Source organism: Erwinia sp. V90_4, assembly GCF_029967685.1.
In the GTDB taxonomy this organism is placed as follows: Bacteria; Pseudomonadota; Gammaproteobacteria; order Enterobacterales; family Enterobacteriaceae; genus Erwinia; species Erwinia aphidicola.
Map to the genome: position 1 here is coordinate 168,559 of NZ_JASCAQ010000042.1, position 20,708 is coordinate 189,266.

General features: G+C 57.5%; 19 protein-coding genes. 9 read left to right on the forward strand and 10 right to left on the reverse strand.

Annotated features, from left to right (window positions below):
• Position 1: 1 nt before the first annotated feature.
• The 3 genes from QLG07_RS09430 to xseA form a co-directional block, all read right to left on the reverse strand.
• Positions 2-328 carry a protealysin inhibitor emfourin gene (locus QLG07_RS09430; RefSeq protein WP_048915183.1) on the reverse strand — a complete coding sequence of 109 codons (327 nt, stop codon included), beginning with the start codon at positions 326-328 and terminating at the stop codon, positions 2-4.
• On the reverse strand, positions 325-1,341 hold the full coding sequence (locus tag QLG07_RS09435) for a M4 family metallopeptidase (RefSeq protein WP_048915184.1): 1,017 nt from the start codon (positions 1,339-1,341) through the stop codon (positions 325-327). Before QLG07_RS09435 ends, QLG07_RS09430 begins: the two co-directional genes overlap by 4 nt.
• 99 nt (positions 1,342-1,440) lie before the next feature.
• Positions 1,441-2,811 carry an exodeoxyribonuclease VII large subunit gene (gene xseA / locus QLG07_RS09440; protein ID WP_282469100.1) on the reverse strand — a complete coding sequence of 457 codons (1,371 nt, stop codon included), beginning with the start codon at positions 2,809-2,811 and terminating at the stop codon, positions 1,441-1,443.
• Positions 2,812-2,981: 170 nt separating this feature from the next.
• Here xseA and guaB point away from each other — a divergent pair, with 170 nt between their 5' ends.
• The 3 genes from guaB to QLG07_RS09455 all read left to right on the forward strand — a co-directional run bounded on the left by guaB (position 2,982) and on the right by QLG07_RS09455 (position 7,231).
• Positions 2,982-4,448, forward strand: a complete 1,467-nt coding sequence (gene guaB, locus QLG07_RS09445) for an IMP dehydrogenase (RefSeq protein ID WP_048915186.1) — start codon at positions 2,982-2,984, stop codon at positions 4,446-4,448.
• A gap of 84 nt (positions 4,449-4,532) precedes the next feature.
• Positions 4,533-6,113 (forward strand): glutamine-hydrolyzing GMP synthase, encoded by a 1,581-nt coding sequence (gene guaA, locus QLG07_RS09450; protein ID WP_048915187.1) that lies wholly within the window; start codon positions 4,533-4,535, stop codon positions 6,111-6,113.
• 200 nt (positions 6,114-6,313) lie between these two features.
• Complete coding sequence (locus QLG07_RS09455) at positions 6,314-7,231, forward strand: LysR family transcriptional regulator (RefSeq protein WP_282469101.1); 918 nt, start codon at positions 6,314-6,316, stop codon at positions 7,229-7,231.
• On the opposite strand, the gene QLG07_RS09460 is transcribed toward QLG07_RS09455, so the two are convergent.
• Positions 7,188-7,994 (reverse strand): substrate-binding domain-containing protein, encoded by an 807-nt coding sequence (locus QLG07_RS09460; protein ID WP_282469102.1) that lies wholly within the window; start codon positions 7,992-7,994, stop codon positions 7,188-7,190. The genes QLG07_RS09455 and QLG07_RS09460 overlap by 44 nt on opposite strands.
• 15 nt (positions 7,995-8,009) lie before the next feature.
• Positions 8,010-9,305 (reverse strand): MFS transporter, encoded by a 1,296-nt coding sequence (locus tag QLG07_RS09465; RefSeq protein WP_048915190.1) that lies wholly within the window; start codon positions 9,303-9,305, stop codon positions 8,010-8,012.
• Between the two features lie 389 nt (positions 9,306-9,694).
• Between QLG07_RS09465 and QLG07_RS09470 the strand changes: the two genes are divergently transcribed.
• Positions 9,695-10,234 carry a DUF2058 domain-containing protein gene (locus tag QLG07_RS09470; protein WP_133623076.1) on the forward strand — a complete coding sequence of 180 codons (540 nt, stop codon included), beginning with the start codon at positions 9,695-9,697 and terminating at the stop codon, positions 10,232-10,234.
• A 13-nt stretch (positions 10,235-10,247) separates the two neighbouring features.
• Here QLG07_RS09470 and QLG07_RS09475 read toward each other — a convergent pair whose 3' ends face one another.
• Positions 10,248-10,946: an RluA family pseudouridine synthase gene (locus QLG07_RS09475; RefSeq protein WP_282469103.1), complete on the reverse strand. Its 699-nt coding sequence runs from the start codon at positions 10,944-10,946 to the stop codon at positions 10,248-10,250.
• Between the two features lie 157 nt (positions 10,947-11,103).
• Between QLG07_RS09475 and QLG07_RS09480 the strand changes: the two genes are divergently transcribed.
• From QLG07_RS09480 to QLG07_RS09500, 5 genes are all read left to right on the forward strand, one after another.
• The gene (locus tag QLG07_RS09480; protein WP_048915193.1) at positions 11,104-11,349 is read left to right on the forward strand and encodes a YmjA family protein; all 246 of its coding nucleotides are present in this window, start codon (positions 11,104-11,106) and stop codon (positions 11,347-11,349) included.
• A gap of 164 nt (positions 11,350-11,513) precedes the next feature.
• On the forward strand, positions 11,514-12,008 hold the full coding sequence (locus QLG07_RS09485) for a cold shock domain-containing protein (RefSeq protein WP_099754922.1): 495 nt from the start codon (positions 11,514-11,516) through the stop codon (positions 12,006-12,008).
• 457 nt (positions 12,009-12,465) lie between these two features.
• Positions 12,466-13,848 (forward strand): diaminobutyrate--2-oxoglutarate transaminase, encoded by a 1,383-nt coding sequence (locus QLG07_RS09490; RefSeq protein ID WP_062820909.1) that lies wholly within the window; start codon positions 12,466-12,468, stop codon positions 13,846-13,848.
• A 13-nt stretch (positions 13,849-13,861) separates the two neighbouring features.
• A complete protein-coding gene (locus QLG07_RS09495; RefSeq protein WP_282469104.1) occupies positions 13,862-15,334 on the forward strand; it encodes an aspartate aminotransferase family protein in 1,473 nt (490 codons plus the stop codon).
• A gap of 156 nt (positions 15,335-15,490) precedes the next feature.
• The gene (locus tag QLG07_RS09500) at positions 15,491-16,267 is read left to right on the forward strand and encodes a DUF3750 domain-containing protein (RefSeq protein ID WP_282469139.1); all 777 of its coding nucleotides are present in this window, start codon (positions 15,491-15,493) and stop codon (positions 16,265-16,267) included.
• Positions 16,268-16,333: 66 nt separating this feature from the next.
• Here QLG07_RS09500 and denD read toward each other — a convergent pair whose 3' ends face one another.
• The 4 genes from denD to QLG07_RS09520 form a co-directional block, all read right to left on the reverse strand.
• The gene (gene denD / locus QLG07_RS09505) at positions 16,334-17,308 is read right to left on the reverse strand and encodes a D-erythronate dehydrogenase (protein ID WP_282469105.1); all 975 of its coding nucleotides are present in this window, start codon (positions 17,306-17,308) and stop codon (positions 16,334-16,336) included.
• A 17-nt stretch (positions 17,309-17,325) separates the two neighbouring features.
• A complete protein-coding gene (locus QLG07_RS09510; protein WP_282469106.1) occupies positions 17,326-18,645 on the reverse strand; it encodes an MFS transporter in 1,320 nt (439 codons plus the stop codon).
• A 217-nt stretch (positions 18,646-18,862) separates the two neighbouring features.
• Positions 18,863-20,299, reverse strand: a complete 1,437-nt coding sequence (gene mgtE / locus QLG07_RS09515) for a magnesium transporter (protein ID WP_133623081.1) — start codon at positions 20,297-20,299, stop codon at positions 18,863-18,865.
• Between the two features lie 179 nt (positions 20,300-20,478).
• Positions 20,479-20,661, reverse strand: coding sequence for a YfgG family protein (locus tag QLG07_RS09520; protein WP_048915202.1), 183 nt, complete (start codon positions 20,659-20,661; stop codon positions 20,479-20,481).
• Positions 20,662-20,708: the final 47 nt, after the last annotated feature.

Consider the following 20,708-nt stretch of genomic DNA (forward strand, 5'->3'; position numbering starts at 1 on the left):
GTTAGCCATCGCGCCACAGCGATTCCAGCTCCGGCGGCGCTAGCTGTTCGGGGATCAGTATCACGATAGCGCCTGCGGACTGCTGCGTGCTATAGCTAATCTGAATACGAAAATAGCGCTGGTCGCCGCGCCCCAGCGCGGCCTGGTGGTCTTCCGGTTCGCCCAGCGGAAGCGCCTGGCGCATCACCTCGCACACCCGCTCTTTCTGCGCTGCCGCCAGCTGCGACAGCGCAAAACGGCGTGGCTCAGCCAGCTTAGGTATCAGGGCAAAGCCCCCTTCACGCGCCACATCGATAATCGCGTCATCGCTTAATTCTGGCTGTTTCATGTCAGCACACCCACCTGTTTCCAGGCCTCCTCAATCGCCGCCGCCGTGGCCTGGTTAAAGCGTTTCTCGCCGTGGCGAATAGTGAACTGCGCGAAGGTTTTGAAATCGGCATTCTGCGGCAGCGTTTTATCGCAGACCGTATCGTACCAGGCATAGCCCGCCAGCTCCCACGCGAAGCCGCCCAGCGCCACGGCGGCCAGGTAGAAGGCGCGGTTGGGGATGCCGGAATTAAGGTGCACGCCGCCGTTATCGTCACGCGTCTGAATGTAATCGCGCATATGGCCGGGCTGGGGATCTTTACCCAGCAGCGGATCGTCGTAGGCGGTGCCCGGCTCGGACATCGAGCGCAGGCCGCGCCCCTTGATCCCCTCCGCCAGCAGCCCCTCGCCAATCAGCCAGTTGGCCTGGTCGGCACTCTGCTGCAGGTGATACTGCTTGACCAGCACGCCGAACACATCGGACAGCGACTCGTTGAGCGCCCCGGCCTGTTCGAAATAGATCAGCCCGGCCTCGGTTTCCGTCACGCCGTGCGCCAGCTCGTGGCCCACCACATCGAGTGCGATGGTAAAGCGATTAAAGATTTCGCCATCGCCGTCACCAAACACCATCTGCTGCCCGTTCCAGAAGGCATTCTGGTAATCCTTACCGTAATGGACCGTGCCAAGCAGCGTCAGGCCCTTGTTATCCAGGGAGTTGCGCTGGTAGGCGTGCCAGAAAAAATCATAGGTAATACCGAGGTAGTCCCAGGCTTCGTTCACCGCCACATCGCCAGCGGCGGGCTGGCTGGCACTGCGCACCAGCGTGCCCGGCAGGCTCTGAGTCTGCCCGGCATCGTAGATTTCACGCTGTACGCTGCCCGGCGTGGCGGTGGTGGCTGAGTGCGGCGTCTGCCAGCTCTCATTCATCAGGGTTTGTACGTGGGTCAACGTCTGACGCGCGCAGCTCTGCTGGCGGGAAGAACCGTGGTCAATAATCTTGCGCAGGATATACGGGGGGATCACGCCATAAGGCATAACAGGCTCCTTGCTTAACGAGGAATGTCAGACAAGTATAGTTTCGCATGGGCCGAATGGGGGAAATGGGGGGAAGAGGAGGGCAGAACCCTCCTGGCTTCAGGCGCTGCGCCTGCGCGTTTTTTTCACCGGGGTAATCGCGGTCACTTCACTCTCCACCCAGCCGTCGTCAAGACGGGTTTTCAGCGTGTCGCCGGGGTGCAGCTGTTTGGTTTTTTTGATCACCTGGCCGTCGGCCGCGGTGGTGACGCTGAAACCGCGTGCCAGCGTCGCTAACGGGCTGACGCCCTCCAGCTGGGCGGCAAGATTGCCGAAGCGCTGTTTGTTGCCGTTAAGCTGCTGCTGCATCGCCTGCTGCAGGCGGTAGTGCCACTGCTGCAATTGCTGGCTGGCGCGCTCAATGCGCATCTCCGGGCGGATGGCGTTCAGGCGCTGGCCGATCCGCTCCTGCAGGTGCGTTGCCTGACGCAGCTGCTGCTGCACGGCGTCATCGAGGCGGCGCTGCAGCTTCATCAGCGCCGTCTGCTGGCGTGCCAGGCGCAGCTGCGGGTGCTGCTGCTGCAGGCGGTGCTGCAGGCGCGTGAAGGTGCGCTGCTGCTGCGCAAGGTAGTAATCCATCGCCATTTCCATGCGCTGCTGCTGGGATTGCAGCTGGCGCAGCAGCTCAATCTGATTGCGGCTGACCAGCTCCGCCGCGGCGGAAGGGGTCGGCGCGCGCAGGTCGGCGACGAAATCGGCAATGGTAACGTCGGTTTCATGGCCGACGGCGCTAACGACTGGAATGCGGCTGGCAAAAATCGCCCGCGCCACGCATTCGTCGTTAAAGCTCCACAGATCTTCCAGCGAGCCGCCGCCGCGCCCGACAATTAATACATCACACTCATTGCGCGCGTTCGCCAGCTCAATCGCCCTGACGATGCCTGAGGGGGCATCGCTGCCCTGTACCTGAGTTGGGTAGATGACCACCGGCAGTGACGGGTCGCGTCGCTGTAGCACGCGCAGGACGTCGTGTAGCGCGGCACCGCTGGCGGAGGTGATGACCCCAACCTGACGCGCCGGGTCCGGCAGTGGCTGCTTATGGCCCTGCTCAAACAGACCTTCGGCCATCAGGCGCTGCTTCAGCTGCTCGAACTGCTGCTGTAACAGACCATCGCCGGCCGGCTGCATGCTCTCGGCAATCAGCTGGTAATCGCCGCGCGGTTCATACAGCGTGATAGTGGCACGCACCAGAATCTGCTGGCCGTTTTGTGGGCGGAAGGTGACGCGGCGGTTGCTGTTGCGAAACATCGCGCAGCGCACCTGGGCACCATCATCCTTCAGGGTGAAGTACCAGTGACCGGAAGAGGGCTGGGAGAAATTCGAGATCTCCGCGCTCAGCCAGACCTGGCCCATTTCCATCTCCAGCAGCTTGCGCACTGTACTGTTCAGACGGCTGACGGTAAAAATATTGGCGGTTGGCGGTAGCGACATGTGATGAAGATCAAACTTTAAATCAGAGGGTTAATTAACCGATACTACATGGCTCACTGAGGGGATCAAGACTTTTTGGTAAATAATGCTGGAGGCAATCGATTACGGCCTGTATAATGCCGCGGCAATATTTTACAAGTTCTCATTCACCCTGAGGTTGAGATATTGCCATGCTAAGAATCGCTAAAGAAGCCCTGACATTTGACGACGTTCTGCTCGTTCCTGCCCACTCGACTGTACTGCCAAACACGGCCGACCTCAGCACCCAGCTCACCAAAACTATCCGTTTAAACATTCCTATGTTGTCCGCTGCAATGGATACCGTGACCGAAGCGGGTCTGGCTATTGCACTGGCGCAGGAAGGTGGTCTGGGCTTTATCCACAAAAATATGTCCATCGAGCGCCAGGCTGAAGAAGTGCGCAAGGTGAAGAAACACGAAAGCGGCGTGGTCACCGACCCGCAGACCGTGTTGCCTACCACTGCCCTGAGCGAAGTGAAAGCGCTGACCGAACGTAACGGCTTTGCCGGCTACCCGGTAGTGAACGGCAATAACGAACTGGTGGGGATTATCACCGGCCGTGACGTGCGCTTTGTGACCGACCTGAGCCTGCCCGTTTCTGCCGTGATGACGCCGAAAGAGCGCCTGGTCACGGTGAAAGAGGGCGAAGCGCGCGAAGTGGTGCTGCACAAAATGCACGAAAAACGCGTCGAGAAAGCGCTGGTGGTGGATGACAGCTTCCATCTGCTGGGCATGATCACCGTTAAAGACTTCCAGAAAGCCGAACGTAAACCGAACGCCTGTAAAGACGAACACGGACGCCTGCGCGTCGGTGCCGCCGTCGGTGCCGGTGCCGGTAACGAAGAGCGCGTGGATGCGCTGGTCGCAGCCGGTGTTGACGTGCTGCTGATCGACTCCTCTCACGGCCACTCCGAAGGCGTGCTGCAGCGTATTCGTGCTACCCGTGAAAAATATCCTGACCTGCAGATCGTCGGCGGTAACGTGGCAACCGGCGCTGGCGCACTGGCGCTGGTGGAAGCGGGCGTGAGCGCGGTGAAAGTCGGTATCGGCCCTGGCTCAATCTGTACCACCCGCATCGTGACCGGCGTGGGTGTGCCGCAGATCACCGCCGTATCTGACGCGGTCGCTGCGCTGGAAGGCACCGGTATTCCGGTAATCGCCGATGGCGGTATCCGCTTCTCGGGCGACATTGCCAAAGCTATCGCCGCCGGCGCTTCTGCGGTGATGGTTGGCTCAATGCTGGCCGGTACTGACGAATCTCCGGGCGAAATCGAGCTGTATCAGGGCCGTTCATTCAAGTCCTATCGCGGCATGGGGTCACTGGGCGCCATGTCTAAAGGCTCTTCAGACCGCTACTTCCAGACCGATAACGCCGCTGACAAGCTGGTGCCGGAAGGGATCGAAGGCCGCGTGGCTTACAAAGGCTTCCTGAAGGCTATCGTGCATCAGCAAATGGGCGGCCTGCGTTCCTGTATGGGTCTGACCGGCTGTGCTACTATCGACGACCTGCGCACCAAAGCGGAATTCGTTCGCATCAGCGGTGCCGGGATTCAGGAGAGCCACGTTCACGACGTGACCATCACCAAAGAGTCCCCGAACTACCGTATGGGTTCATAACAACCCGGTATTGCCCGCCCGGCTCAGAGCCGGGCGTTATAAACCTAATCCCGAATTTGTACTACATCGCCCTGGAATAGCCCAATGACGACGGAAAATATTCATAAGCATCGCATACTGATCCTCGATTTCGGTTCACAGTATACTCAGCTGGTTGCGCGCCGCGTGCGTGAACTGGGCGTGTACTGTGAACTGTGGGCGTGGGACGTCACCGAAGAGCAGATCCGCGGGTTCAACCCGAACGGCATCATCCTCTCCGGCGGCCCGGAAAGTACCACCGAGCATGGCAGCCCGCGTGCGCCAGACTACGTGTTTAACGCCGGTGTGCCGGTGCTGGGCGTGTGCTACGGCATGCAGACCATGGCGCAGCAGCTGGGCGGTAAAGTGGAAGGTTCCAGCGAGCGCGAATTTGGTTACGCGCAGGTGGAAGTGAGAACCCAGAGCGCGCTGACCCGCGACATTGAAGACGCCATCAGCGCTGGCGGTAAGCCGCTGCTGGACGTGTGGATGAGCCACGGCGACAAAGTGACGGCGATCCCGTCTGACTTCGTCACCGTTGCCAGCACCGACAGCTGCCCGTTTGCCATTATGGCCAACGAAGAGAAGCGTTTCTACGGCGTGCAGTTCCACCCGGAAGTGACCCACACCCGTCAGGGCCTGCGCCTGCTGGAGCGCTTCGTGCGCGATATCTGCCAGTGTGAAGCGCTGTGGACCCCAGCGAAAATCATCGAAGATGCCGTTGAACGCCTGCGCGAGCAGGTGGGTAACGACAAAGTGATCCTCGGCCTGTCCGGCGGCGTTGACTCCTCCGTGACCGCGATGCTGCTGCACCGCGCGATTGGCGACCGTCTGACCTGCGTATTTGTCGATAACGGCCTGCTGCGCCTGAACGAAGCCGAGCAGGTTATGGAGATGTTTGGCGACCACTTCGGTCTGAACATTATCCATGTGGAAGGTGAAAAACGCTTCCTCGACGCGCTGGCGGGCGAAGCCGAGCCGGAAGCCAAACGTAAGATCATCGGTCGCGTGTTCGTTGAAGTGTTCGACGAGCAGGCGCTGCAGCTGGAAGATGTGAAGTGGCTGGCGCAGGGCACCATCTACCCGGACGTGATTGAATCCGCCGCGTCTGCCACCGGCAAAGCGCACGTGATCAAATCACACCACAACGTGGGTGGCCTGCCGAAAGAGATGAAGATGGGCCTGGTTGAGCCGCTGCGTGAGCTGTTCAAAGACGAAGTGCGTAAAATCGGTCTGGAACTCGGCCTGCCGCACGCGATGCTGTTCCGTCACCCGTTCCCGGGCCCGGGCCTCGGCGTGCGTGTACTGGGCGAAGTGAAGAAAGAGTACTGCGACCTGCTGCGTCGCGCCGATGCTATCTTCATCGAAGAGCTGCATAAAGCTGACCTGTATAACAAGGTGAGCCAGGCGTTCACCGTGTTCCTGCCGGTGCGCTCTGTCGGCGTGATGGGCGATGGCCGTAAGTACGACTGGGTGGTTTCCCTGCGTGCGGTCGAGACTATCGACTTTATGACCGCGCACTGGGCACACCTGCCGTACGACTTCCTCGGCCGCGTTTCCAACCGCATCATCAATGAAGTCGATGGTATTTCGCGCGTGGTTTACGATATCTCCGGTAAGCCACCGGCGACGATCGAGTGGGAATAATTTAACCTCCCGGCATGATTAAGCCATGAATCACCGCTAAGCCCGCGTAACTGCGGGCTTTTTTATGCCCAATATTTATCGCCTTTCAGCTATCCGCTGCATCACCCGGCACCGAGCAAGGATAAAGGTTGCCGTTGCGCCATAACTGACTATGATTTCTGCTCTACGCCTTGCTGACCCTGAAAGGATTGTCTGCCGCTATGCCCGTTAATTTTGATCTTAACGATCTCTATGCCTTTCGCGCGCTGATTGAATATGGAAATTTTCGGCTTGCCGCGGAGTCCATCTGCCTCTCCCAATCCGCATTGAGCCGCCGGATAGAGAAGCTCGAATCCGCTTTGGGCATTAAACTGTTCGACAGAACCACCCGTCGCGTCACCCTGACCCTTTACGGGCAGACCTTTGCGGAGCGTTCAGAGCAGCTGCTGATCAACGTGGAGTCAGTATTAGCGGATATCAATAAAGTCAGCGAGGAACGCAGGGGGGTCGTGACCGTGGCCACGGTGCCTTCCGCGGCCTATTACTTTATGCCGGACGTCATCCGCCGTTTCCAGGCCCGCTTTCCCCGCGTGCGCGTCAAGCTTATCGATAGCAGCGCAGGCAATGTCATCGAAGCCGTGACCCGCGGTCAGGCTGATTTTGGTATCTGCTTTGCCACCAGCCTGCAACCCGACCTCGAATTTTTGCCGCTGGTTGCAGATGTCTATGTGGCTGCCTGCCGGCGCGATCACCCGCTTGCAGGCAGCAAAAGTCTGACCTGGCGCGAGTTTTATCAGCAGGATTATGTCGGTCTGGATAAGACCTCCGGCAACCGCAATCTGCTGGATCAGAAGCTGGAGCACATCACGCCTGAGCGCCCCAGCATCTGTGAAACCCGCCATGTCACCACGATGCTGGGCATGGTGGAGGCGGGGATCGGCATTGCCGCCGTACCCGCCATGTCGATGCCGCGCTCCGGGCATTCAGTGCTGACTCAGCTGGCGCTCACCGATCCGGTGGTGAAGCGCACCGTTGGCCTGATCAGGCGAAACGGGCGCATGCAGTCCTGGTTAGCCACCGAGCTGGAAAACCTGATTACTGAACAGTATCACTCGCCCTCAAGCGTTGCTCACTCTTGACGGATCGCATCCCGCTGGCGTGAATGACCTTTTGCGCCGCGGCGGAGGAGAGAAATTCCAGCAGCGCTTTACCTTCCTGAGGATGTTGCGCATTGGCGGTGACCGCCCCGGCAAAGCGCGTGATGTACTGGACATTGTCAGGCAGTTCGCCAACAAAGGTGATACCCGCGACCGGCAGGAGTTCACTCACCTGCTGGAAACCGAGCGCATAATGGCCTTTTGCCACCTCTGAGGCCACCGGAATGCGTTCAATCTGATGGGCTTTCTCCTTCATCTCCTGCTCAATGCCCAGCTTTTTGAACAGCTGGCTGCTGACATAGCGTCCGCTGGCACTGTCAGAGTAAGCAACAGAACGGGCGTTAAGCAGGGTGTGACGCAGCTGCGCATCAGTTTTAATCTCGGGTGGCGCATCGCCCTGTTTCACCACCATACCAATCGGCGAGTCGGCCAGCTCCACGCGTGAATGCGGGCGGATCCTGCGATCTTTTTCCAGATTTTCCAGCGCGTCGCCGACCATGATCACCGCATCGGCCTTCTCTCCGCGTGCCAGCCGCGAAGGGATCGCCTGCGGCGTCTTACCCATTGAGGGGCCGGCTACCAGCGTGATTTTATCACCGCTGCTGGCTTCAAATTGCGGGGCGAGTTTTTCCAGGGCGGCCTTAAAGCCGCCGGAAATCATCACGGTCACTTCTTTGGCCAGCGCGGCGGAGCTGGCGCAGCAAAGCAGCAGTATGGCGAACAGTGAACGAACTATTTTGTGCATAACGAACTCCCTGATTCAGGCGGTGGGTTGCAGTGATAAAGTGCTGCGACGATACAGATACAGCGTCGCTAACAAGGCGCACAGTGCAGCAAAGCCCATCCAGTAGCCTGGTGATGCCTTGTCGCCGGTGTATTCAATCAGTGCGGTAGAGATAACCGGGGTAAATCCACCAAATATGGCCGTCGCCAGGCTGTAGGCCAGCGAGAAACCGGCGACCCGAACCTCCGCTGGCATAATCTCCGTTAAGGCCGGGATCATCGCGCCGTTGTAAAGGCCATAAATAAATGAGAGCCACAGCAGCACCGTAAGCATCATGGAGAAACTGGGCTCTTCAGCCAGCAGGCTGAGTGCAGGGTAGGCTGTTACCAGCGCCAGCAGCGCCATGGCGATCAGCACCGGCTTACGGCCAAAGCGGTCGGAGAGGGCGCCACCGATCGGCAGCCAGAGAAAGTTAGATACCGCGACCAGCAGGGTAACCAGCAGGCTGTCAGAAGCGCTGAGCATCAGCACTTTTTTGCCGAAGGTCGGGGCATATACGGTGATCAAATAAAACGTCGTGGTGGTCATGGCGACCATCAGCATGCCGGCTATCACCACCTGCCAGTTTGTCAGCAGGGTTGTGAACACCTCGCGCATCGCCAGGTGACGACGACGGGCGCTGAACTCTTCGGTCTCTTCCAGTTTGCGACGCAGGAAAAAGATGAACGGCACAATCAGGCAGCCGAACAGGAAGGGCAGGCGCCAGCCCCAGTCGCGGATAGCGCTCTCCTCCATCAGGGCATTCAGCGCGAAGCCCATCGCGGCTGCCACCATAATGGCGACCTGCTGGCTGCCGGATTGCCAGCTGGTGTAAAAGCCTTTACGCCCCGGTGAGGCAATCTCGGCGAGGTACACGGAGACGCCACCTAGCTCGGCGCCGGCCGAGAACCCCTGCAATAAACGACCGCACAGCACCAGCAACGGCGCCCAAATTCCGATGGTCTGATAAGACGGAATAAGCACGATCAGGAAGGTGCCGGCCGCCATGATCGACAGGGTGACGATCAGCCCTTTACGTCTGCCGACTTTATCAATATAGGCGCCCAGCACCACAGCCCCGATGGGGCGCATCAGGAAGCCAGCGCCAAACACCGCGAAGGTCATCATCAGCGAGGCAAATTCACTGCTGGCCGGGAAAAAAGTATGGGCGATGTAGGTGGCATAAAATCCGAACAGGAAGAAATCAAATTGCTCAAGAAAGTTGCCAGAGGTAACGCGCAGGATCGCGCTAAATCTCGCCCGATTTGTCATGGGTGCGTGAGAGGAAAGCATCTTTATCTCCAGTTTGTTATTGACGCTTGTAGCGCGCCTGTTTCTGCAGACTGAATCAGCGAAATAAAGTAAATAAGCGCAATAAACTCATAGACTGATGCGTTTGACGCATCAATGTCTGTTAACAACTGGCTGCATTAAGCGTTAACGGGCCATTAACAAAGCGCCTCTGGGTTAGCGTGTCGGTTTCGGGCAAAAAACCTGATGCGCGTTTTGTGACAGGGTTCATACCGCTTGAGAGGCTAAAAACCTTGCGCCAGGGATAACGTGGCTGCCGGGTTTGCCACGTAATCTGTCACAAAGCCGAGGATGATCGGCGACTGCCTGGTACAGCCTGGGCAATTGCGGGTATAATCCTCCGCTATTATTTAATGGATTCGAGAGCGGAAATGACAAAACTCACTCTACAAGAGCAGATGCTGAAAGCGGGTTTGGTGTCCAGTAAGAAACTGGCCAAGGTAGAGAGAACGGCGAAAAAGTCCCGCGTTCAGGCGCGTGAAGCCAGAGAGGCAGTAGAAGAGAATAAAAAAGCGCAGATTGAGCGGGACAAGCAGCTCAGCGAACAGCAAAAGCAGGCGGCGCTATCGAAAGAGTACAAAGCGCAGGTGAAGCAGCTGATTGAAATGAATAAAGTCACCGTCTCAAGAGGCGATATTGATTTTAACTTCACCGATAACAATCTGATTAAAAAAATCGCGGTAGACAAGGCCACTCAGGCGCAGCTGATTAACGGCCGTCTGGCGATTGCTCGTCTGGTCAACGACACCAGCGGTGAGAGCCAGTATGCCATCATCCCCGCCAGCGTGGCCGATAAAATCGCCCAGCGCGATGCCAACAGTATCGTATTGAACAGTGCGCTGAGCCAGGAAGAGCAGGACGAAGAAGATCCGTATGCGGACTTCAAAGTGCCCGACGATCTGATGTGGTAATGACCCAGCTTGGCTAAAACGGGCTTTCATTGCGCGCTGCGATCCGTTCTCCACTCACGGGATGAACAAAGTGCAGCTCGCTGGCGTGCAGCATCAGCCGCGGCGTGCTTTGAATGCCGGGCTGTGACAGGCCGCCATACAGGTCGCAGCCCAAAATAGGGTGCCCCAGCTGCTGGCAGTGAATACGCAGCTGGTGGGTGCGCCCGGTTTCCGGCATCAGCTGCACCCGCGTTACCGGCACTCTTGCCCCCTCTGCCAGTAAGTGCACCGTGCGCTCAACCACCCGATAGCGCGAGCGGGCAGGCTTGCCGCTGATGGCGCAAATCGACATCAGTGGGAACAGCGCCGGATCTTTAGCGATCGGCGCGTCAATGATCCCTTCATCGTTTTCCAGATGTCCGCACAGCAGCGCGCTGTATATTTTGGTCACGCTGCGCTGGCTGAACTGCTGGCAGAGTGCGGCATTGATCGCTTTATTGCGGGCAATCACCATCAGCCCGGAAGTGCCGAAATCCAGGCGGTGGATCAAAGTACAGCCCGGAAAGGTCTGCACCAGCCGATAATGGACCGAATCGAGATTCTGCGGATTCTTCCCCGACAGGCTGAGCAGCCCGCTGGGCTTATTGATCAGCAGCAGATGATCGTCCTGCCAGAGGATCGCGATCTCTTCATGACAGGGCGGGGCAATAAAAGTATCGATAATCGTAGACATTAAATTGCCTGCAGGAGAAGTGGCAGCGGATGATAAAGAATTTTCAGCCGGGTTGCGAATCCCAACGCGTCAGCAGGACAAGCCTGGCTGGTTAAGGTAAAATCGCGGCCAGACGACCCGGCCATTGTCGGGCGTAAATTTACCCCAGGAGTCTGTTATGCATAATGATGTCCCGCTGAAATATTATGATATCGCCGATGAGTATGCGACCGAATGCGCTAAGCCGGTGAGTGAAGCAGAGCGTGATTCGCTGGCGCTTTACTTCCAGCTGCTGCTGACCCGCCTGATGAATAATGAAGAGATCAGCGAGGAAGGGCAGAAAGAGATGGCTGTTGAAGCCAACATCGACCCGCAGCGCATTGATGATATCGCCAACTTCCTCAATCAATGGGGTAACGAGTAGTCTCGCGCACGGGGAGTTTTTCGCCCAGACTGACAGCAAAGGCGTGGTCTGCGCGGGCGTTGTGCTTTACACTGCGCGCTGAAAAAATTGAGTACACTTGTTAGTAGGCCCCACGCGGGGACGTGAATTATTTAGAGTATGAATAAACGATTAGGTAGGCGGTAATGGCGATGAATGGAACGATCACAACCTGGTTTAAAGATAAAGGCTTTGGCTTTATCAAAGATGAAAACGGCGATAACCGTTATTTTCATGTGATCAAGGTCGTCAATCCCGATCTGATCAAGAAAGATGCGGCCGTCACCTTCGAGCCGACCACTAATACCAAGGGCTTATCGGCGTTTGCGGTGAAAGTGGCCGCGGAAAGTAACCACATCTTTATCGCGGGGGAGCGCCTTAAGCTTACCTCAATCAAGTCCTGGCTGGTCTACAGCGAAGAAGTGCCGGCCGATACCCGTATTGATAAAGAAAATGCGGTGCTGTCCGTCGGCCTGTTGATGAACAGCATCAGGCCAAAAGCCGCCGCAGAACCGGGCGAGATGCGCTCGCTGAAAAAACTGGCGATCACCACTTTCCAGGGAACGACGCTCATCTTCTCGGAAGATGAGATAGACGTGGATGCCACGGTGAAAATGCTTAATGCTCAAGGCCTGAAATAATCAGGACGCACTCCGTGCCGAAATACTGCGCTTGATCCTCAGCAGATTTCGGCAGGGTTCAGTTAACACTATTCACCTTTCATCTGGCTCATGGGTAACGCCCCAGTGTAGTCCGCGCGGAATTTGCTTTTCCTTACAAAATTCATAGGTTATTTAATTGTTATAATTAATCTTCGCCGTAGACGCTTTCTTCTTTCCTCTGAGCCACTTACCCTCTCCCGTACCCTCAATTTGCTGCATTATTAATCACTTTCTTAGGTGTTGTAGACAGCACGATCGGTTAGGCTTAAAGCAAGCTATTGATTAGCATGATAAAAACCCTACAAATCTAAACAAAATAAATCATTGAGATGTGGGGCAAAAAGCTATATTGTGGCCGCGCTTTTTACATAGTCTTTTTCTTATTACATTTATTCAACCGCGGTACCAATGAGACCCTGGTTGTAGGAGAGATATGATGACGGATAAAGTCCGTATTGATAATTCAGGTGCGACTACATTAAACGCAAACAATGAAACCTATTTGGCTCGTCAGGCTGAATTTGAATCGAATGTTAGGAGTTATCCACGCAAATTGCCGTTTGCAATTGCGAAAGCCCAGGGCGTTTGGATCACGGATGTTGAGAATAATCAATATCTTGATTGCCTGGCCGGTGCGGGAACGCTGGCACTTGGACATAACCACCCTGATGTGTTGCAAAGTATCCAGAATGTCATTACCAGCGGCTTGCCGTTACATACGCTTGACCTGACAACCCCGTTGAAAGATCAGTTCTCAGAGTACCTGCTGTCACTGCTGCCAGGCCAGGGTAAAGAGTACTGCCTGCAGTTTACCGGCCCGTCTGGTGCCGATGCCGTTGAAGCTGCGCTGAAACTGGCGAAAAAAGTGACCGGCCGTGCTGGCGTGATCAGCTTCTCCGGTGGCTACCATGGTATGACCCACGGTGCGCTCTCCGTAACCGGCAACCTGTCTCCGAAAGAAGCGGTTGATGGCATGATGCCAGAAGTGCAGTTTATGCCTTACCCGCATCTTTACCGCTGCCCGCTGGGTATTGGCGGTGATGCTGGCGTTAAAGCGCTGACTTACTACTTCGAAAACCTGATCAACGACGTTGAGAGCGGCGTGCGCAAACCTGCGGCGGTGATCCTCGAAGCCGTTCAGGGTGAGGGCGGCGTGAACCCGGCTCCGGCTGAGTGGCTGCAGCGCATCCGCAAAGTGACCAAAGAGCACGGCATCCTGCTGATTCTGGATGAAGTGCAGGCTGGCTTTGCCCGTACCGGTAAATTCTTCGCCTTCGAGCACGCAGGCATTGAGCCAGACATCATCGTGATGTCCAAAGCTGTGGGTGGCGGTCTGCCGCTGGCCGTGCTGGGTATCAAGAAAGAGTTCGACGCCTGGTCGCCTGGCCATCACACCGGCACCTTCCGCGGTAACCAGCTGGCGATGGCAACCGGCCTGACCACGCTGAAGATCCTGAAGGAAAACAACGTTGCGGCCAAAGTGGCAGAGCAGGGCGAGTGGCTGAAAGGCCAGCTGGCTGAGCTGCAGAAACGCTACCCGGTCATCGGCAACGTGCGCGGTCTCGGTTTGATGATCGGTATTGAGCTGGTTAAACCTGACGAAGCACCGGATCAGATGGGCTGCCACCCGGCGGACGGCGAGCTGGCTGCACTGGTCCAGAAGCATTGCTTCGGTCACGGTCTGATCCTGGAGCGCGGCGGCCGTAACGGTTGCGTGCTGCGCCTGCTGCCTTCGCTGCTGATCAGCAAAGAAGAGTTGAGCGTCTTCCTGGATAAATTTGAAAACGCCCTGCTGTCCTCTGGCGTAAAACAGTGTTGATTGGAGTAAGTTGATGTCCCGGTTAAATCCAATTCTGGCCGCTTCTGCGCAAAGTACCGAAGCGTACCAGCAGGTGATTGAACAGACCAGCAAGGCTGTGGTGCAGTGGCTGCAGCAGCCTGAGATGTATCAGGGGAAATCTGTTGCTGAGCTGCGCGAACGCATTCAGCTGGACTATACTCCTCAGGGCCTGGGCAACCAGGCCGCGATTGAGCGTGCGGTTGAGTACTTCCTAAAGGACAGCCTGTCGGTGCATCACCCACAGTGCGTGGCGCACCTGCACTGCCCGAGCCTGGTGATCAGCCAGGCTGCTGAAGTGTTGATCAATGCCACTAACCAGAGCATGGACTCCTGGGATCAAAGCCCGTCAGCCACCATTATTGAGGTGAAGCTGATTGAGTGGCTACGTTCCCAGGTGGGCTATCAGCCTGGCGATGCGGGCGTGTTCACCAGCGGTGGAACCCAGAGCAATCTGATGGGCCTGATGCTGGCACGCGATGCCTTCTTTGCGCGTATCGGTCACTCGGTACAGCAGGATGGTCTGCCGGGCGATCTGAGCAAAATTAAAGTGTTTTGCTCTGAAAACGCCCACTTCTCGGTGCAGAAGAATATGGCACTGATGGGGCTGGGCTACCGCTCGGTCACGCTGGTGAAAACCGACCGCTTTGCGCGGATGGACATCGACGATTTACGCGCCAAAGTGGCGCAGGCGCAGGCTAACGGCGAGCAGATTCTGGCTATCGTGGCAACGGCGGGCACCACCGATGCGGGCGCTATCGACCCGCTGCGTGAGATTGCCGCGCTGGCGGCAGAACACCAGATCTGGGTGCACGTTGATGCGGCCTGGGGCGGTGCGCTGCTGATGTCTGAGAAGTACCGCGACTATCTGGACGGCATTGAGCTGGTGGACTCCATCACTCTCGACTTCCACAAGCAGTTCTTCCAGACCATCAGCTGCGGTGCCTTCCTGCTGAAGGACGCGCGCCACTATGAGCTGATGCGCTATCAGGCGGCTTACCTGAACTCTGAGTTTGACGAAGCGCAGGGCGTGCCTAACCTGGTGTCCAAATCACTGCAAACCACGCGTCGTTTTGATGCGCTGAAACTGTGGATGGGCCTGGAGGCATTAGGGCAAAAGCAGTATGCCGAGATTATCGATCACGGCGTTACGCTGGCGCAGGAAGTGGCGCAGTACGTTAGCGAGCAGCCTGCGCTTGAATTGGTGATGCAGCCGCAGCTGGCCAGCGTTCTGTTCCGCTATCGTCCCGCGTCACTGGCACAAAGCAGCGATGCCGATATCGCGCTGCTGAACCAGAGAATTGGTGATGCACTGCTGGATTCCGGCCGTGCCAACGTCGGGGTGACCGAGTCGGATGGCGTGACCTGCCTGAAAATGACGTTGCTGAACCCAACCGTGACGCTGCAGGACATCAAGCTGCTGCTGGCACTGGTTGAGAAAACGGCAGAGCCGCTGCTGAGCGCATAACGCTCGACTGCAGCGCGTTCGCAGATGAAAGCCGGTAACATTGCCATGTTACCGGCTTTTTTTATTACCGTTAGCGAATAAATATTTCTCCACAGCCCCGCCATATCCCGACATAATGGCAATCAAACCCGCCCGCGAAGTACAGGAACCCCCATGATGATCTCACTGAAAGCCCTGAGTCTGGTCTTTGCCTGCATTCTGCTGCTGTCGCTCGGCGTCAGCCTCGCGCAGGCTAACCGCCAGGAGAGCGCAGGCAATGAGAGCTGGGCAACGGCGCGGCGCGACTCTTCCGGCCAGGCCCCGGACCCGCAGCGTAATGCCGCCAGCGCCATTATTCAGGTTTACGTGGCCCCAACCTATGGCTGGAGAGGCGTGGTGGCGGTGCATCCGTGGATTATCTACAAGCGCGAAGGGGAAACGCATTATCAGCGCGTTGAGGTGATTGGCTGGGGGAGCGGCGACAAAGTGCGGTTTAACCGCAATATCCCCGACGGCTACTGGTTCGGCGCTCGCCCGCGTGTGCTGCTGGAGCGCCGCGGTCCGCTGGCCGCAGCGATGATCCCGAAAATCGAAGCGGCGATAGCCTCCTACCCGTGGCCGCAGACTTACCATGCCTGGCCCGGCCCAAACAGCAACACTTTCCTCGCGCACATTGGCCGCGAAGTCCCCGAGCTGAAGCTGAATATGCCCGCGAACGCCATCGGTAAAGACTACCGCTCGCTGCGCAACCCGATCGGTTTGCCGCCGTCCGGGCGCGGCGTGCAGCTCTCCCTGCTCGGCGTCGCCGGGCTCACCGTCGGCGCTGAAGAGGGCGTTGAAATCAACGTGCTCGGCCTCAACCTCGGTGTGGGCATCTCGCCGTTCCAGCTGCGCCTGCCGTTTATCGGCGGCCTCGGCGATAACAATCTGCAGAAAGAAGATCCGCAGACCTGAGGTGAAATTTGCCGGGCTTCCGCCAACATGAAGGCGCCGAACTGACCTTTAACCTCAGTAAAGAGCTTAAGCGCCACCGCTCTCTGCCTGATACTCCCTGACCATCTCATCGAATGAGGCATTGGCCTGGAAGCCGAGGCGACGGGCATAGTCGGCATGGAAATCACCGGGCCAGGAGTTCACGATATTGATAATCGCCTGGTCTGGCTGGTAGTTGATACGCGCCAGCACCTCATCACCGCTGATACGGCGCAGCGAGCCGAGCATCTCTTCAACCGTTACCGACAGGCCGCACAGGTTAATGACCCGGCCCTGGTCGAGCTGCGCGCGCTCCAGTTCGTGCCCGAGGATCAATGCGGCGACGGCCCTTGCCGGGGACATCAGCCACAGCCGGGTATCCAGGCTGACCGGGCAGTTGGCGGCCTCGCCATTGAGCGGCTCACGAATAATCCCGCTGGCAAAGCTGGAGGCGGCCGCATTGGGTTTTCCCGGGCGCACCACAATGGTCGGCATGCGCAGGCTGCGGCCATCAAGAAATCCTTTGCGGCTATAGTCCGACAGCAGCAGGTCGTTCATCGCTTTCTGCGTGCCGTAGGAGCTTTGCGGCATCCAGACCTGGTCATCCGCCACTTTATCCGGCAGCTGGCCGCCAAATACCGCCACTGAACTGGTGGTGACCAGCCTGACGCACTGCGGCAGGGCGCGCAGGCGCTCCATGATCTGACGAGCGGCATCGACATTGATCTTCATCCCGAGATCGAAATCCTGCTCCGCCTGGCCAGAAACCACCGCCGCCAGATGGAACACGCTGTCGGTCCGCTCATCAATCAGCGTTTCCAGCTCGGCGGCGTTACTGATATCCCCACTCAGCACTTTCAGGCGCGGATCCCCGATGCCGTTGAGCGGCACGATATCAATAGCGGTAATACGTTCTATGGCCTGCAACTTGCCCTGCGCATCACGCAGCGAGCCTTTAGCCAGCAGGGCTTCAACCAGTTTTTTCCCCAGGAATCCGGCAGCGCCGGTAATGACGATATTCATAACTCAACCTCGTTAAATTAGCGGTTAACAATGCGGCCGGGGATCAGGAAGATCGCAGCGGCACCGACAAACAGCGTGCAGGAAATAATCATCATGCCGGTCAGCGTGGAGTGCGTCAGGTCGGTCAGGATGCCCATCATATAAGGCGCGACAAAACCGGCCAGGTTGCCAAATGAGTTGATCAGCGCGATACCGATGGCGGCCATGGTGCCACCGAGAAACGCGGTTGGCAGGCTCCAGAACAGCGGCAGCGTGCTGAGGCCGCCAGCGGCACCGAGCGTCAGGCCAAACATCGCCACCCACAGGTTGTCGCTGTAGAGCGCGGAGATCACCATGCCCACGCCGCTCATCACCGCTATCAGCGCCAGATGCCAGCGGCGCTCGCGGTGCTTATCCGCGCTGCGCGAGGCGACAATCATCGTGACAATTGCCGCTGCGTAAGGGATAGCGGTTAACAGACCCACGGTAAACACATCCTCAACGCCGGCATTGCGCACCAGCGTCGGCAGCCAGAAGCTGACGGTATAAAACCCGGCAATCAGGCAGAAGTAGATAAAGGTCAGTAGCCACAGCTTGCCGTTACGCAGCACGGCTCCGAGGCTGGCCTGCGCCCCGGCAGGCTCCTGTACCGCATCCTCACGCAGGCGTTCAGCGATGAGCGCTTTCTCCTCGCTATTGAGCCAGTGGGCAGTGTCGATGCGGTCCGGCAGCAGCCAGAACACCAGCAGGCCAATCAGCAGGGAAGGGGTTCCCTGAATAATGAACAGCCATTTCCAGCCGGCGATGCCCTGCACATTATGGAAATACTCCATGATCCAGCCCGAAATCGGTCCGCCAAGCAGTCCCGATAGCGGCACGGCGGCGGCAAACAGCGCAAACATCTTGCCGCGGCGGTAGGAGGGGAACCACAGCGAAAGGTAAAGGATAACGCCGGGATAAAAGCCCGATTCGGTCAGCCCCAGCAGGAAGCGCACGGCGTAAAACTGGAACGGGGTCGCCACCAGCGCGGTCAGCGGGGCGATCACCGCCCATGAGATCAGCAGCGCGGCCAGCAGGCGGCGCGCGCCGAAGCGATGCAGCGCCATATTGCTGGGGATCTGAAAAAAGAAGAAACCGATAAAGAAGATCCCGGCGCCCAGGCCATAGACCGTTTCAGAAAATGCCAGATCGCTGGACATCTGAAGTTTGGCAATACCCACATTGATGCGGTCGAGATAGGCAAAAATGTAGCTTACGGTGAGGATAGGCAGAATGCGCCAGACGGCGCGGCGCCAGATAGTTTCTTCCCTGTCGTCTGCGGCCGTTATCTGCGGTTGAACCGTGGCTGATGAGTTCATAGAGCATCCTTTAGCTGGGGTAGGGTGATGTCCTTTTTCAGGCAATAGCAAACCGCCTTCCGAACGCTGAGGGGATCCTCAACCTTCGGAAGTTAATTAACGTGCAGGTTTGTTATTTTTTGTTAGGTTAGGCGCTGCGGGGAATTTGTTCTGCGCGATAAGTCACAGATTAAACCATTAATTATCATTTTATAACAAAGTGCGTTACATTCTGCGATCAGGGCAGCAGGAAGATCGTGGCCAGCCCGAGGAAGATAAAGAAGCCACCGGTGTCGGTTAGCGCGGTAATCAGCACGCTGGAACCCACCGCCGGGTCGCGCTTGAATTTGGTCATCAGCAGGGGGATCAGCACCCCCATCAAGGCCGCCAGCAGCAGGTTCAGCACCATCGCCAGCATCATCACGCCGCCCAGCGCCGGGTTGCCGTACATTGCCCAGGTAATGCCCCCCATGATGCCGCCCCAGAACAGGCCATTAATCAGCGCCACGCCAAGCTCGCGCCCTATCAGGAACGAGAAGTTTCCGGGTTCCACCTGATGCAGGGCGAGGGCGCGCACAATCATGGTGATAGTCTGGTTGCCGGTGTTGCCGCCAATCCCGGCGACGATAGGCATTAATGCGGCCAGCGCCACCAGTTGGGAAATCGTCGCCTCGAACAGGCCAATCACGCGTGAGGCAACAAACGCAGTGCAGAGGTTGACCGCCAGCCAGGCCCAGCGGGTACGCACGGCTTTTCGCACCGGGGCAAACACATCCTCTTCAGGATTAACCCCACCCATTTTACGCATGCTGCTGTCGTTGGTTTCGTTGACCAGGTCGACGACATCTTCGATAGTGACGCGCCCCATCAGCTTGCCTTTGGCATCGATAACGGCGGCGGAGATCAGGTTATAACGTTCGAAGGCACCGGCCGCGTCTTCCGCTTTATCGTCAATCAGAAAGGTGGTGGGTTTGGCGTTCATCACCTCCGACACCAACTTTTCCGGAGTATTCAGCAGGATTTCCGTCAGCGGCAGTTCGCCCAGCAGCTTGTTATTTTTTCCGGTGACAAACAGCTTGTCCGTGCCGTCGGGGATGGTTTTCTTACTGCGCAGAAAACGCTGAACGGTCGCCAGCGTCACGTCGGCGCGCACCGTGACCAGCTTGAAATCCATGATGCGGCCAACGCGGTCGCGGTCGAAATCCACCACGTCGAGCACGCGCGAACGCAGTTCCGGATCCAGCGAGGTCAGCAGGCGCCCGGTCAGGTCGCGCGACAGATACTTAGCCAGATAAACCTGTTCGTCGATATCCAGCGGTTTGATGGCGCGCAGCAGATCGCGGTCGCTCATCTCCTCAATCAGGCTTTCCCAGACGTTTTCTGAGGCTTCAACCAGCACCCGGCCGCGGCGATCGTTGCCAATCAGCCGCCATAGCGCCAGGCGTTCATCCTCGGGCAGGGCCTCCAGCAGGTCAGCAATATCGGCGGCGTGCAGTACCGGAAGCGTGGCTTTAATCTCTTCAACCTGCTCGCGATGCGCCTCAGCTTCAGCCTCGGACTCGCGCAGCGGGCGTTCCAGCAGGGTATCGACGAGGTCTTTATCATTCAGCAGCAGGTTCAGAATACGGCTGCGAACTTCAGCTAACTGCTGAACATGAGAAGGCGCTACGGACATACAACATCCTTTTGTCAGACTGAACTTTAACCACTCCAGACGGCAGAACCGTAAGCTGCAGCCTGAGGGTTTTCAGGTATAAAGAGGGAAGCGGAGCGCATATAGCTTAGCTGATTTTGGGCATCAGCGGGTCAGCAAAAGCTCCGAAAAGCGTTTGCAGCATGGCCACCCGGCAGTGGCTATTTGTCGTTAACGACGCTGACTGGGTTCGCAGGTAGCAGTTTTTTCTGCTGATGATGCTCGATAGCACCGGGTACTACGAAGATCAGGCGTCCTAACAAGATGATAAAACTCACCAGCAAGATAACTCGCGTCATGCTTCCGGTTTTCTGACGTTTTTTAAATGACATAGCGCTATTCACGCAATTTTTCCTGTAATGTGCCCGTGCGGGCGATGAACAATTTACGC